Genomic DNA, 14,313 nt, shown 5'->3' with positions numbered 1-14,313 from the left:
CGCCAATGTATCAGGCAGTTTCTAACTCAGCAACACTTCTATTCACAAGACAAGGTTGACGAGCGCCACGTACAAGCCTGTGCCGACCAGGATGGAGAGGGCGGGGGAGCGTCGCCAGGCGTGGAGGACGAGCGTTACAAGACCGACAAACAGCCCGGCCCACACAGGCTGGTCGGAGCTGGTGAAGGTGTACAGCACGAGGACGACCATGACACCGACGGGCATGTAGAGGCGGAGGAAGTCGAGAAGTGGGCTGCCGTCTAGCCACCCACGAAAGGCGAATGGCAGCGCCCGGAGCAGCACGGTGACCACGGCGATCGGCAGGATGACGGCCCACACCATGGGCAGGTCAACGCCGGCGGGAAGTCCGTTCATCGCTTCCACTCCAATCGCTTATCGACGCCAGGTACCCAAAATCGAACCAGCAGGACAAGGAAGTACGCGATCAGCGCCACCATCAGCATCTGGCCAGGGACGACGAAGGCTGCTACGAGCGCGATCCCCGCAGCAATGAGCACGGCGCTCATGTCTCGCGAAGCCTGGAACCCTTCGTAGGCGAGGACGATAAAGAGTGCGGTGAGTGCGAAGTCCATGCCCTCGATTGTGCCGGGAAGGCGTTCGCCGACAAGCGCCCCGACGAGCCCGGACACGACCCAGAGCGCCTGGCACATCACGTGGATGGCGATGAGGCGCGGGCCGGTGTGGCGCGTGGTCTGCTGTCGGGCGCTGATGACGGCGTAGACTTCGTCGGTCAGTGAATAGATCGAATAGAGGCGGCCAAACGTCGAGCGGATCGCGTCCCGCGGGTAGGTGAGGCCGTAAAAGAGGTGTCGGAAGTTCACCATGAAACCGGTCATCGCGGCGGAGGCGGGGCCGACGCCGCCGAGTACCATCGGGATTGCGAGGAACTCGGTGGAGCCGGCGTAGATAAGCATCGAGAAGACCGGTGTCCACCACCAAGCGAACCCGGATTGCACCATGAGCAGCCCAAACGCTAGCCCGAGGGGCACAACGCCGAGCCCGACGAGCCACATGTCGCGCACTCCGAGGCCGAATTCTCGCAATGTTTCACGTGAAACATTCATCTAGTTGTCCTCGATGTCGGATGGGAAGGTGGCGAAAAGGGGTAGAGGCATGGGTTGGCGGCGTAGGACGTCGGCCCACAAATCGACACTCGCGGGTGTGATGACGTCGGAGGGGAGGGCCGGGGCGACGTACCAGTCGCCGCGTTCGATCTCCTCGTCGAGCTGACCCGCGTCCCAGGACGAGAACCCGGCGAACAGGCGGAAGCCCTCCAGCAGCCCAGTGAACTGCTCAGCCGACGCATGCATGTTGACGTGTACGAGCTTGTTCGCCAGTCTGGTCAGCGTCGGGTGCTCGGCGATATCAACATCGTTGCGGGTCACTCCCAAGCCAACGGCAGCGTTCGGGCTGACGGGTCCGCCGTAATACATCACCGCCGGCTCGCTGGCGAGCGACTCCCACTCTGGCAGCACGTTCGCCACGGCGGCGTCGGAACGACGATTCAAGATGACGCCGAGCGTGCCCTGCTCGCCATGCTCAATCACGAGCACAACCGTCCGAGAAAACTCAGGCGAGTACATCCCGGGTGCAGCGACGAGCAGCATACCGCTGTCAGGTTCCGTGCGTTCGAGTGACGTAAACAGGCGGTCACCGAAGAAATACTCAGGCATTACGTTCCTCCCACCAAGACTTCAGCGCAGCGACGGCCTCGTCGTGCTCGAGTTCGCCGCGCTCCAGACGTAGTTCCTTCATATACTTCCAGGCCTCGCCGACCTCCGGGCCGGGCTTGAGGTCCAGGATCTGCATGATCTCGTTGCCGTCAAGGTCAGGGCGGATTCGCGCGAGGTCCTCCTGCTCGGCGAGCGTCGCGATTCGCTCCTCGAGGTTCTGGTACGCACGTTGCAGGCGGCGCGCCTTGCGTGGGTTTCGCGTCGTGCAGTCGGCGCGCACGAGTTTGTTCAAGCGGCCGAGGAGGTCGCCGGCGTCGGTGACGTAGCGACGCACCGCCGAATCGGTCCACTTGCCTTCGCCGAAACCGTAGAAGCGCATGTGCAGGAAGACCAGCTGGCCGACATCACTAATGACGTGCTTCGGGTACTTCAGCGCACGGAGGCGCTTGCGCACCAGCTTCGCGCCAACGACCTCGTGGTGGTGGAAGCTCACGCCGCCGCCTTCTTTGACGGCGCGGGTGGCGGGCTTGCCGACGTCGTGAAGCAGCGCAGCGAGCCGCAACTTGAGGTCGGGGCCGTCGTCCTCGAGCTCGGTGGCCTGGCGCAGCACCGTCAGCGAGTGTGCGTAGACGTCCTTGTGCTGCATGTGTTCGTCCTGCTCGAGCTGCAGCGCCGGCACCTCAGGCAGCACGAACTCGGCGATGCCGGTGCGAACCAGCAGGTCAATGCCCTCCCAGGGGGCGATGCCACACATGAGCTTGTCCAGCTCGGCTTGGATCCGCTCGACGGTGATGCGCTGAATCTCACCTGCCATGTCGCGCATCGCGTCGAAGACGCGCGGAGCAACCTCGAAGCCGAGCTGGGAGGCGAAGCGGGCGGCGCGGAGCATGCGAAGCGGGTCGTCGCGGAAGGAAATCTCGGGCGCCTGCGGGGTGTCAAGGCGGCGTTGCAGCAGGTCACTGATACCGTCCACCGGGTCGTGGAAGATTGGGCGGAGTGCGCCGTCGACCACGTCGAGCTCGATGGCCATCGCGTTGCAAGCAAAGTCGCGCCGAATGAGGTCGCCGTCGAGGGTGTCGCCGAACGTCACCTCGGGGTTGCGCGTCACGCCGTCGTACAGGTCGGAGCGGAACGTCGTGATCTCGACCTGCTGGCCCTCGCGCACGGCGGCCACGGTGCCGAACTCGATGCCGGTGTCCCAGGTCGTCTCGCCCCATTCGTCGAGAATTTCCTGCACGGTGGGGGGCAGGGCGGACGTCGTGAAGTCGAGGTCGTGCCCAAGTTTGCCCAGCATCGCGTCGCGCACGGGCCCGCCGACAAGGTAGAGGTGCTCGCCGCGCTCCACGAAGCGCTGGGCGAGGGGCGTCAGCAAGCCACTCAGCTTTGCGACGCCCTCTTCGGCCCGAACCTGCAACGCCGCGACGGCGTTCGGGTCGGAGGGGTCGGGGAGGTCGAACGGGCACCGGTGTGTTTCTTCAGTCTTTGTCACCTCTCACACGATACTTTGCTTCCCTGGTGCTGTTAAGTACCACAAAGGTGGCCAGTACGGATACCATGAATTGAATGACTGAGAACACTCGGCCGAAGCCGGTTCCTCCGTCGGAGCGGAAGTCTCCGAACTCTGGCGGGAAGGGGCGCGGGGACGGCGCTAACTCGAAGGCGGGGGGTGACTCCCCGAAGCGGCGGCGTGGCCGTCGGCGTGGTTCGCACGCCAAAAAGCGGGGGTCGCAGCAGCAGCGTCGCCGCGGGTCGAACCGGCGGGGCAGGGGGACCTCGGCACGCAAGAGGCAGCAGCGGCCGGTTGATTCGTCGCTGGAGACCAGGAACGAGACGAGTGCGGGCGGCCTGGTGGTGTCTGGTATGGCGGAGGCTGTGGACCGGCACGACAAGGTGGACCTGTCGAAGATTTACGTCGCGCTCATTGGGCGGCTGGACCGTCGGGGCCGTCTGTTGTGGTCGATGCCGAAGGGTCACGTGGAGGAAGGCGAGGAGCAGTGGCGCACTGCGGAGCGTGAGGTGTGGGAGGAGACCGGGATTACCGGTGAGGCCTTCAATACGCTTGGCGTGATTGATTATTGGTTCATTTCTGAGGGCGTCCGCATTCATAAGACGGTGCACCATAACTTGTTGCGCTACGTCGATGGAGTGTTTAACGACGAAGACCCGGAGGTCACGGAAGTCGCGTGGGTGCCGATGAACCAGCTGATCGAGCGCCTGGCGTACGCGGACGAGCGCAAGCTCGCGCGGATCGCGGTGAACAGGATGCCGGACTTGGCGCGCAAGGAAGCCGCGGCCGGAAGGTTGACACCGCGATGAGCAGCGTGCGTAGCGGAGCCGCGGCGATTGCGGTGGCGGCGCTGGGCCTGCTTCCGGTCACGGCGGGCGCCCTACCAGCGCCAACGTCGCCCGAGGACCCGGCGGTGGCGTCGCAGTGGGTGAACCCGGCAGTGCGTCCGGGGGAGGGCACCCGCGCGTCCATCAAGCTTGTCGACGCCCCCTCGGCCCTCAACGCCGGCGAAATGTTTCACGTGAAACTTCGCATCCACAACGAAACGGACGCGCCACTGGCGAACCTGCGCGTGGTTCCACGGCGTGGCCCGGCCACGGGTTCCGTGCTGGACCAGCGCGCGGCGGCGGTCGCCTCGGTGAGCGAGTACGGCCCGGTGGGGCGCGGAGTGGACGTCGATAAGGAGTTGGGCGCGGGGGAGTCGGCAGAGGTCGAGCTGGATGTTGAGCTGCCGGGCGCGGGGACGTACCCGCTGCTCTTCGAACTCAAACAGAGCCTGACGACGCTGGACACTGAGCGCTTCCACATCTCGGTGCGCGGCGAGCCGTCGGAGGACCCGGCGCCGGCTATGACCGCGCTGTACCCGATCACCGCGCCGATTGACATCGTGCCTGGCGAGACTGGGGAAGCCCCGGAGCGCTCCCCGCTGCTGCTGAAGTCGGAGACGTTGGCGAGCCAGCTCGCGCCCGGCGGGCGCCTTGAGCGGCTGCTCAGCCAGTACGAGGACGCGGTAGAGGAACCTGGCGTTGGCTTCGCCACGTGCTTGGGGCTGGACCCGGCGCTCGTGGACACGGTGGCGCGGATGGCGGAGGGCTACCGCGTCACCACTACGCGCCCGCCGGTCGCTGAGGAGCCAAAACGGCTGCGTGACAGCTGGAACACCGACGACACCACCGCCCAGGGCGAGATAGGTAAGGGACAAGCGGACGCGCAGGCGTGGCTGGCTCAGCTGCGCAGCGTCGCAGCGAAGGGCTGCACGGTGGCGCTGCCGTGGCAAAACGTCGACGTCAACACGCTGGCCCGCACAGGGGATCCGTGGCTGATGCGTGAGGCGTTGGAGCGCGGTCCGTTCGTGCTCGAGCGGGAGCTCGGCACCACCGGCACGCTCAACGCCGTCATCCCCGGCGCCGGCTACATCACGCCGGACGCTGCCCCCGCCTTCGGCTGGGCCAACCACATCGACTCCGCGATCCCGGAGCACGGGCTGCAGGGGGAATGGGAGGCGGCTCGGGCGGAGCGGGCGTCGACAAGTGGGGACGGGCAGGCGGCGCTCGACCGCAACGAGCTGCCGGACCCCGCGGACGTGTTCCCGGCGGCGCCCGTGCACCCGGTGCACGTGCTGGCGGCGCGAAGCAGCGTCGACCACCCGGGCCCCGGCAACGCCGCGTGGGTGGCGCCGGGGGTGATGGCAGTGCAGTTCCAGGACTCGCTGGCCTCGGTCTTAGCGACGGTCGGCTCCGCCCCCGCCACCGTCGGCTACTCGAATGACGCGCTGCGGTACCGCTACGAGATGGACTCCCAGCGGGCGCGCGCGATCAATGCGGCCTCCGCGCTCAGGCTGGCGGCGCAAGAAGCGACGCCGGAGGAGCCAGTGTTCGTGAACCCACCGGCGAGCTGGGACGCGGACTCGGCGGCGCTGCTGCTGGGCACGGTCGCGGAGCTGGTTCGGTCCGGCGAGGTCGCGCCGATGAGCTTCGGCGACTTCCTGAATGCGCCCGACCCGGCGGAGGTGCCGGCGGCGACGCGCGTGGGCACGCTGTTTCCGGATCCGACGGTGGTCTCGGACGCGGAGGTGCTGACGGCCTCCCAGCAGGCTGAGTTCACAGATGACTTAACACAGCTGCTCGCGAACGACCCACAGGTGGCGCTGACGCGTTACGGGTTCACGCTGCCGCTGCGCCGCGATGTGCTGGCGGCCCTGAGTATGCAGGAGCGCCAGTCGCTGTCGCGGTACGACGCTTCCGTGCGCACCACGGCCGAGCGGTTGCGGGGCAGCCGCGACGTACTGCAGGCGCTGCGGGCGTCGGTGACGCTGATCCCGCCGGGCAACGTGTACACGCGGACCTCCCCGTCGAGCCCACTGCTGATCGTGGCGCAGAACGGGATGCCGCTGCCGGTACAGACGACCATCCGGTTCCAGGCGGCGAGCGGCCTGATCACGCTGCACGTGCCAACCACGATGCGGATCCCGGCCCGCGGCTCGCAGACGGTACAGATGACGGCGGACTACCCGGAGGACCAGCGCAGTATTGACCTGCAGCTGTACCTGGCGGGTTCTGATGGCAGTCCGATCTCGCAGCCGGTGAACATTTCGGTGCGCACGGCGGGCGCCGCCGTGGAGGGCTGGGCGCTGGTTACCGGGCTCGGCGTGCTGGTGGTGCTGATGCTGATGTATTCGGTTGGACGCCGGCGCCGGGCTCGGGCAGCGCCACGCAGCCCAACAACACAGCAACGTTTGGACAATGAACACCCACCTTTGATTGGAGACTGACGTGGTTGAGCAACCTCGGGCTGGTACGCGTGGCCGAATCGTGCCCCCTGCGCCGCCGGCGCCGGTGCCCACCCCGCGAGAGAACCCAGAGCTTATCGACGCCACCGAGGCCGAGGCCCCGGACCGTTCGACGCTGACGGCGGACCCTTCCGCGGCGGTGCCAGATCCCGCCCCGGAGAGCAATTCCGTGGTGCGGGCGACGGGATCGATGGCGATCGCGACGCTGATTTCGCGCATCACGGGCTTCATCCGCACGGTGCTGATCGGCGCCGCGTTGGGCCCGGCGGTGGCGTCGGCATTTAATACGGCGAATACGCTGCCGAACATTATTACGGAGATCGTGCTGGGGTCCGTGCTGACGGCCCTGGTGGTGCCGGTGTTGGTGCGCGCGGAGAAGGAGGACCCGGACCACGGGGAGCGCTTTATCCGCCAGTTGTTCACGCTGACGCTGACGCTCCTGACGGTGGTGACCATCATCGCGGTGGCCGCCGCGCCGCTGCTGACTCGCGTCTTCCTCGACGATGAGGGCCAGGTGAACGTCGCGCAGTCGACGTCGTTTGCGTATTTGGTATTGCCGCAGATTTTCTTCTACGGCATGTTCTCGCTGTTCATGGCGGTGCTGAATACGAAGGAGCATTTCCGGCCGGGTGCGTGGGCGCCGGTGGCGAACAACGTGGTGTCGATTGCGGTGCTGCTGGGGTACATGATGTTGCCGGGCAGTTTGAATCCCGCGGCGCCGGCGTCGATAGCGAATCCGCATGTGCTGTTGCTGGGCGTCGGCACGACGTTGGGTGTGGCGGTGCAGTGCCTGATTATGCTGCCGGCGCTGCGCAAGCTCGGCATTAACCTGCGGCCGCTGTGGGGTATCGACGACCGCCTCAAGGTGTTCGGCGGGATGGCCCTGGCGATCGTGACTTATGTGGGGATTAGCCAGGTCGGCTACATCGTGACCACGCGTATCGCGTCGATGGCGAGCGACGCCGCCCCGATTATTTACCAGCAGCACTGGATGCTGCTGCAGGTGCCCTACGGCATCATTGGCGTCACCTTGCTGACGGCGATCATGCCGCGCCTGTCCCGCAACGCCGCCGACGGTGACGACGCCGCGGTGGTCCGGGACTTGACGCTGGGCACGAAGCTGACGTTCATCGCCCTGATCCCGATCATTGTCTTTATGACGGCGCTCGGCCCGGACATCGGGCACGCGCTGTTCGCCTACGGCAACTTCGACGGCGGCACGGCCCGCACGCTGGGCCTGACGGTGAGCTTCTCCGCGTTTACGCTGATCCCGTACGCCCTGGTGATGTTGCACCTGCGCGTGTTCTACGCGCGGGAGGAGGCATGGACGCCGACGTTCATCATCGCCGGCATCACGATCACGAAGGTGGTGCTGTCGTATCTTGCACCGCTGGTTGCGGACTCGACGCAGTCCGTCGTGGTGCTGTTGGGCGCTGCGAACGGCTTCGGTTTCGTCGCCGGCGCGGTGATCGGCGCGCTGTTGCTGCGTCGGAAGTTGGGCACGCTGGAGGCCCGCTCGGTGCTGCACACATCGCTGTGGGCGGCGGCCTCGGCGCTGATCGGTATCGCGGTGATATTCCTGGTGCGCTGGCTCGTGCGCGATGTCGCGGGTATCGACGCCCCGTCCTTCCTCGGCGGCCTCATCGGCCTGCCGTCGCTGGGCTTCCTGCTTGAGGTGATGGTCCTCGGCGTGCTGTTCGTGGTGGCGACGGGCCTGGTGCTGTCGCGCTCTGGCCTGCCGGAGGTGCAGAACCTGGGCCGTGCTCTGGCGCGCATCCCGGGCATGGGTCGCTTTATCCGCCCGGACGAGGACGCCGCGATCGAGGTCGGCGAGGTGGATCTGCGGGATGTGTCGCAGCAGTTCCTGGCCGCCGATACGTTCAATGCGTCGCCGGTGCCGCCGCCGATGTCGGCTGGTGTCGTGCGTGGTCCGCGTTTGGTGCCGGGAGCGTCGGTGTCGGATGGCCGCTTCCGCCTCATCCGCGATCACGGCTCCACCACGGGCGCGCAGTTCTGGCAGGCCCGCGAGGTGTCGACGGGCCGCTCCGTGGCGCTGACGTTCGTCGATACGACGGGCATGGCGCCGATGGCTCCGGCGACGCCGCGCCAGGCCGCTATCGACGCCGCGGGTGTGTCGCGTCGCACGCGCAAGCTCGCGATGCTGCGCCACCCGGCGCTGCCGGAGAACATCGAGATCGTGTCGTATCGCACGGGCGCCCTCGTGGTCGCTGACTGGGTGGAGGGCTCCTCGGTCCGCGCCGTCGCCGAGTCCGGCCAGACCTTGCACACGGACGCGGTGGCGAACGCGCTTGCCCCGTTGGCGGGCGCGATCGCCGCGGCGCACGAGGCTGGGGTGCCGCTCGGGTTGGATAACCGCCAGCGCCTGCGCATCGACCGCGAGGGCCACGTGCGCCTCGCGTTCCCGGCAGTCCTGCCGGACGCCTCCGCAGCCGACGACGCCGACGCCTTTGCCTCCGCGCTGCAGCTGCTGACCACCAACGTGGACTCCGATGACCTCGCCGACGTCGCCAGCACCACCCGCGCCCTCGTCGACGCCGACGCCATCGAGTCCCACGACTTCCGCGAGCTCGAGCGCCAGCTCACCCGCGACGAAGCCGAGGACGCACCCGCCGAAGCAATCGACCCCGTCGAGCCGGTGGAGGAGGAGCCGGAGGAGCCGAAGGACCTGCGCGGCGGTTTCGGATCCCGCCGCTACGGCCCGGTCACACTCGCGGTGCTGCTGTCGCTCGCGGTTGGCGCGGTGATCATCATCGCGGCGCTCACCGCGTACCTGGTCGGCTTCCTCTCCGGCGACGACACGAACGCGCCCGTCACGGTGGACTCGGTCCAGACCGGGGTAGAGGAGGTCGAGGAGGAGGTCACGGGCCTGCCCGTGTTGCTCACCCCGATGCGCGCGACCATCGAAGGTGCTTCCGCACCCGAGCTTGTCGACGCCGACCGCTCCACCACCTGGACCGGCTCAGACAACGTGAGCGTCGAGCTCCGACCCGCCAAGGGCGCGACCGCCCGCAAAGGGTTCACCCTGGAGCACGTGATCGTCGACACCCCGTCCAACGGCGATACCTTCCGGATCTACGGCCTGCCCGCCGGCGCCTCGTGGAACGGCGACGTCGCAGACCTGCCGCTGCTGCAGGAGGGCACGTTCCTCAACGGCCAGAACGGCATCGACGTGGAAGACTCACCGGAACTCACCGGCCTGGTCCTCAACGTCTCCGGCCAGGACATCATCCTCCGGGACGTCACCCTCATCGGGCGCACTAGCCTCCGATGATGTCCACCATGGTGGACAAGAAACGCTTCCTCTTCCGGCGCTGATGCATCACACTGGATGCATCAGCAATGGGAGGGTGCATCATGCGCAGAAAAACAGACCACCAACTCGTCCACGAATACATCGCAGGCGACATCCGCGCCTTCAACCTCATCGTCCGGCGCCACGAACGCAACATGCTCGGCGTCGCCCTTCGCTACTCACGCAATGAGTGCGACGCCGAAGACATCGTCCAAGACGCCCTGCTCAAGGCGTCCCGCCACCTTTATGGCTTCCGCTTCGAGTCGAAGGTGTCTACCTGGCTATACCGGCTGGTCGCCAACGCAAGCTTGGACCACCAGCGCCGCCGCAAGGCCGAGTACACCGTGTCCCTCGACGACAACGATGAGCTCTCCCAGGACAAGGATCCTCGCCTGGCCCACGACCCGACCGCTCACCTCGACCGCCTCATCGCCGTCAAGGACGCGCTGCGCGTCGTACCGGAGGCGCACCGGAAGGCTGTCTTCCTCATCGACATCATGGGCATGTCGCTCCAGTCCGCCGCCGACACCTGCGGCGTCCAGCCCGGCACCATGAAGTCCCGCCGCGCCCGGGCTCGCGCCATGATGCTCGAGCACATGGAAGGCGCCTGCTAGCCCTCGTAGGGGCTGCGTGACACCAAATTCCTAGATCCCAACATCGCTCTCGGCGTTTCCCCAGGTCGCCATCGGAGTGAGAAGGAATTTGGTGTCGTGACGCTCAGCCTGCGCACCAAATCCCCGATTTCCCGATAGCACGCTCGGCGTTTCCCCAGGTCGCCAACCCCTCGAGCGGGAATCTGGTGCACATGCCAAAAGCACACGTCTGGAACAAACAGTAGACTGGCTACGTTTACACCCCTGACAGAGCAAATCTACGAGGAGTTTCCATGACCAACGAGGCCAGCGAACAAACAGAACAAATTCATGACGTGATTATTGTCGGCTCGGGCCCGGCGGGGTACACGGCAGCGCTGTACGCGGCGCGTGCGGAGCTGAACCCGTTGGTGTTTGAGGGTTACGAGTACGGCGGCGAGCTAATGAACACCACTGAGGTGGAGAACTTCCCTGGCTTCAAGGATGGGGTGATGGGCCCGGATCTGATGATGCAGATGCGCGATCAGGCGGAGAAGTTCGGCGCGCGCCTGGAGTCGGAGCTGGTGGACAAGGTTGATCTCAGCGGTGACGTGAAGAAGGTGTTCGTGGGGGATGACGTGTACCAGGCTCGGGCGGTGATTCTGGCTACGGGTGCGGCGCCGCGTCACCTGGGCATTCCGGGTGAGGCTGAGCTGACGGGTCGCGGTGTGTCCACGTGCGCGACCTGTGACGGCTTCTTCTTTAAGGATCAGCACATTGCCGTTGTCGGTGGTGGGGATTCGGCGATGGAGGAGGCGACGTTTTTGACCAAGTTTGGGTCGAAGGTTTCCATCATTCACCGTTCGGAGAACTTCCGCGCGTCGCAGATTATGTTGGAGCGCGCCCGGGCGAATGAGAAGATTGAGTTTATTACGCATTCGGTGGTCGAAGAGGTCGTCGAAAAGGATGGCAAGGTTGGCGGCCTGAAGGTGCGTAATGTGCAGTCGGGCGAGGAGTCGGTGCTGGACGCGACGGCGTTGTTCGTGGCGATCGGGCATGATCCGCGTTCGGCGTTCCTGGAGGGCCAGGTGGCCACGGACGAGGGTGGGTACGTCCTTGTCGACGCCCCTTCGACCCGCACGAACGTGCCGGGCGTGTTTGCGTGTGGCGATTTGGTGGATAACCACTATCGTCAGGCGATTACGGCGGCTGGTTCGGGGTGCCGGGCGGCGTTGGATGCGCAGCATTTCCTTGCGGCGCTTTAGAATAGAAAGAACTGTGTTCAAGGAGGAACGATGAGTGCACCTGTTGATGTGACGAAGAATACGTTTAAGGCTGAGGTCGTTGAGGCTTCGACGCCGGTGTTGGTGGATTTTTGGGCTGAGTGGTGTGCTCCGTGCCGGAAGTTGTCGCCGACGTTGGATGAGATTGCGTCTGAGCTGGATGGCAAGGTGAAGGTCGCGAAGGTGAATGTGGATGAGGAGCGTGAGCTGGGGATGATGTTCCAGGTCATGTCGATTCCGACTGTGTTGATCTTCAAGGATGGCCAGAAGGTGGATGAGTTTGTGGGGGCGCTTCCGAAGGCGCAGATCGTCCAGAAGGTTGAGTCGTATCTGTAGGCTGTCCGTCGTAGGATGGACTGCATTGTTGGTTTTGTAGAAAGGTGCCCAGTGGGTGACATTCTCCGCGTAGGTGATTCGAGTGCTCGCGTGGCCGAGGCGCGTGCGACGCTTGCGCGTTTGGGCATGTTGGAGGACTTCGATGGGGATATCGAGGACTTCAACTCGCGGCAGTTCACTCCCGACGAGATGCTTTTCGACGCCCCTTTGGCGGAGTCTGTGAAAGCGTTTCAGCAGTCGCGGGGAATTATGCCGACTGGCGCTATCGATGACTTGACGTTGCGTGAGCTTCGTGAGGCGTCGTATACGTTGGGGGCGCGTGTGTTGCAGTACCAGCCGAATCAGGAGCTGGTGGGCGACGACGTGGGGCAGCTGCAGACACAGCTGCATGAGCTGGGCTTTTATTCGGATCGTGTGGATGGGCGGTTCGGTCCGCGCACGCACGAAGCTGTGATGAACTACCAGCTGAATTCGGGCTTGGAAGACGATGGGGTGTGTGGCCCGGATACGTTGCACGCGTTGAGTCTGTTGGGCCGCCGGATTACGGGCGGTTCGGCGCACGCGATTCGTGAGCGTGAGCATGTGCGTGCGGCTGGCCCGCAGTTGGCGGGCAAGCGCGTGGTGATTGATCCGCATCTTGGTGGTGCGGATAAGGGCGCGCTTGTCGACGGCCCCTTTGGCCAGATCACGGAGGAGGAGATCCTGTGGGATTTGGCGCAGCGCGTGGAGGGCCGCATGATTGCGGCTGGTGTGGAGACGATCATCTCGCGCCCGCGTGGTGATAATCCGTCGTGTAAGGAGCGCGCTGATCTGGCGAACGGCTTCGACGCCGACTTGGTGATTTCCCTGCAGTTGGACCGTTATGCCAATGAGAAGGCGAATGGTGTGGCGACGTTCTACTTCGGTTCGGAGAACGGGACGTCGTCGATGACGGGGGAGACGCTGTCGGGCTATATTCAGCGTGAGATTGCGGCGAGGACGTCGCTACGTAATTGCTGGAATCATGCCCGGACGTGGGAGATGCTGCGGATGACGCGGATGCCGTCGGTGGAGATCGTGGCTGGCTATGTCACGAATCCGCACGATGTTGAGGTGGTGACGGATCCGCAGCAGCGGGACGCGATCGCGGAGGCGATTGTGGTGGCGGTGAAGCGCCTGTACTTGCTGGATTCTGATGACCAGCCGACAGGCACCTACTCTTTCCAGGACTTGCTCCGCCAGGAGCACCTGTAATTAATCGGTGCCCTGGATGAGGCCCATGATGCGTTCGAAATCCTGACGGTCGCCGAATTCGACGACGATTTTGCCTTTTCGTTTGCCCATGGTGACGGAGACTTTGGTGTCCCATTCGTCGGCGAGTTGGTCGGCGGCCCGGGTGAGGTATTCGGGCTGGGGGATGGGTTCGCGGCGTTTCTTTTGTGGGACGCCGCCTTCGTTGTTCATGAGCGTGACGGCTTCTTCGGTGGCGCGGACGCTTAAGCCTTCGGAGACGATGCGTTCGGCGAGGAGGTTTTGACCGTTGGAGGTCAGGGCGTCGCTGCCGAGTTTGAGGCCGAGGAGGGCGCGGGCGTGGCCTGCGGACAGCACGCCTGCGGCGACGCGGCGCTGCACTGGCACGGGCAGGCGCAGGAGGCGGATCGCGTTGGTGATCACGGGGCGGGAACGGCCGAGTTTGTCGGCAAGTTGCTCCTGGGTGACGCCGAACTCTTCGAGGAGCTGCTGGTAGGCGGCGGCTTCTTCGAGTGGGTTGAGTTGGACGCGGTGGATGTTTTCCAGCAGGGCGTCGCGAAGCATGTCCTGGTCGGAGGTTTCGCGGACGATGGCCGGGATGTGTTTCAGGCCGGCTTTGGAGGCGGCGCGCCAGCGGCGCTCGCCCATGATGAGCTCGAAGCCTTCTGGGGTGTCGCGGACGACGATGGGCTGCAGCAGCCCGAATTCGCGGATGGAGTGAACGAGTTCGTTGAGCTCGTCTTCGTCGAAGACTTGGCGTGGCTGTTTCGGGTTCGGGATGATTTGCCCGACCGCGATTTCCTGGTAGCGCGCGCCGACTGGCACGGGTTGGATGACGTTTTCGGGGGTGGCGCCCACGGTGGGCGCGCCCGCGACCTTGGGTCGTTTTCCGCGGGGCGGAAGTTTGTCGCCGCCACCGGAAGCCCCTGAAGCTCCCGAAGCCCCGGCTGCGCCGGCTGCGCCGAAGATCACGTCGGAGGCCTTGCCGCCGATGCCGCCGGTCTTGCCGGTTTTGTCGGTCGCAGCGGGTGCCTGCGGGATAAGTGCTGCTAGTCCGCGGCCGAGGCCGCCTTTACGCTCTTGTGCCAT

12 protein-coding genes are annotated in these 14,313 nt (G+C 65.3%); 7 read left to right on the top strand and 5 right to left on the bottom strand.

Going from position 1 to position 14,313, the window contains the following annotated elements; translation table 11 throughout:
* Positions 1 to 42: 42 nt before the first annotated feature.
* The 4 genes from KBX13_RS08985 to KBX13_RS08970 are packed head-to-tail and all read right to left on the bottom strand — an operon-like array spanning position 43 to position 3,108.
* Positions 43 to 375, bottom strand: a complete 333-nt coding sequence (locus KBX13_RS08985) for a branched-chain amino acid transporter permease (RefSeq protein ID WP_256021802.1) — start codon at positions 373 to 375, stop codon at positions 43 to 45.
* Positions 372 to 1,085, bottom strand: coding sequence for an AzlC family ABC transporter permease (locus KBX13_RS08980; protein WP_256021800.1), 714 nt, complete (start codon positions 1,083 to 1,085; stop codon positions 372 to 374). Before KBX13_RS08980 ends, KBX13_RS08985 begins: the two co-directional genes overlap by 4 nt.
* The gene (locus KBX13_RS08975) at positions 1,086 to 1,694 is read right to left on the bottom strand and encodes a YqgE/AlgH family protein (protein ID WP_256021799.1); all 609 of its coding nucleotides are present in this window, start codon (positions 1,692 to 1,694) and stop codon (positions 1,086 to 1,088) included.
* Positions 1,687 to 3,108: a CCA tRNA nucleotidyltransferase gene (locus tag KBX13_RS08970; protein WP_256021826.1), complete on the bottom strand. Its 1,422-nt coding sequence runs from the start codon at positions 3,106 to 3,108 to the stop codon at positions 1,687 to 1,689. The genes KBX13_RS08975 and KBX13_RS08970 overlap by 8 nt, the downstream gene beginning before the upstream one ends.
* Positions 3,109 to 3,257: 149 nt before the next feature.
* Here KBX13_RS08970 and KBX13_RS08965 point away from each other — a divergent pair, with 149 nt between their 5' ends.
* From KBX13_RS08965 to KBX13_RS08935, 7 genes are all read left to right on the top strand, one after another.
* On the top strand, positions 3,258 to 4,010 hold the full coding sequence (locus KBX13_RS08965; RefSeq protein WP_252931843.1) for an NUDIX hydrolase: 753 nt from the start codon (positions 3,258 to 3,260) through the stop codon (positions 4,008 to 4,010).
* Positions 4,007 to 6,472 carry a DUF6049 family protein gene (locus KBX13_RS08960; RefSeq protein ID WP_256021797.1) on the top strand — a complete coding sequence of 822 codons (2,466 nt, stop codon included), beginning with the start codon at positions 4,007 to 4,009 and terminating at the stop codon, positions 6,470 to 6,472. Before KBX13_RS08965 ends, KBX13_RS08960 begins: the two co-directional genes overlap by 4 nt.
* A 208-nt stretch (positions 6,473 to 6,680) precedes the next feature.
* Complete coding sequence (locus KBX13_RS08955; protein ID WP_305086097.1) at positions 6,681 to 9,782, top strand: murein biosynthesis integral membrane protein MurJ; 3,102 nt, start codon at positions 6,681 to 6,683, stop codon at positions 9,780 to 9,782.
* An 83-nt stretch (positions 9,783 to 9,865) separates the two neighbouring features.
* Positions 9,866 to 10,417 carry a sigma-70 family RNA polymerase sigma factor gene (locus KBX13_RS08950; protein ID WP_256001258.1) on the top strand — a complete coding sequence of 184 codons (552 nt, stop codon included), beginning with the start codon at positions 9,866 to 9,868 and terminating at the stop codon, positions 10,415 to 10,417.
* Positions 10,418 to 10,689: 272 nt separating this feature from the next.
* Positions 10,690 to 11,640, top strand: a complete 951-nt coding sequence (gene trxB, locus KBX13_RS08945; RefSeq protein WP_070478321.1) for a thioredoxin-disulfide reductase — start codon at positions 10,690 to 10,692, stop codon at positions 11,638 to 11,640.
* Between the two features lie 30 nt (positions 11,641 to 11,670).
* Positions 11,671 to 11,994, top strand: coding sequence for a thioredoxin (gene trxA, locus KBX13_RS08940; protein ID WP_070478319.1), 324 nt, complete (start codon positions 11,671 to 11,673; stop codon positions 11,992 to 11,994).
* 51 nt (positions 11,995 to 12,045) lie between these two features.
* Entirely contained in the window at positions 12,046 to 13,227 is a 1,182-nt protein-coding gene (locus tag KBX13_RS08935) for an N-acetylmuramoyl-L-alanine amidase (protein WP_284804844.1), read from the top strand.
* Here the strand turns inward: KBX13_RS08935 and KBX13_RS08930 are convergent, their stop codons facing one another.
* Positions 13,228 to 14,313 carry a ParB/RepB/Spo0J family partition protein gene (locus tag KBX13_RS08930; protein ID WP_256021794.1) on the bottom strand — a complete coding sequence of 362 codons (1,086 nt, stop codon included), beginning with the start codon at positions 14,311 to 14,313 and terminating at the stop codon, positions 13,228 to 13,230.

This window comes from Corynebacterium sp. CCUG 51687 (genome assembly GCF_024453995.1).
In the GTDB taxonomy this organism is placed as follows: domain Bacteria; phylum Actinomycetota; class Actinomycetes; order Mycobacteriales; family Mycobacteriaceae; genus Corynebacterium; species Corynebacterium pseudogenitalium.
This window is presented reverse-complemented; position numbering and strand designations above follow the sequence as displayed.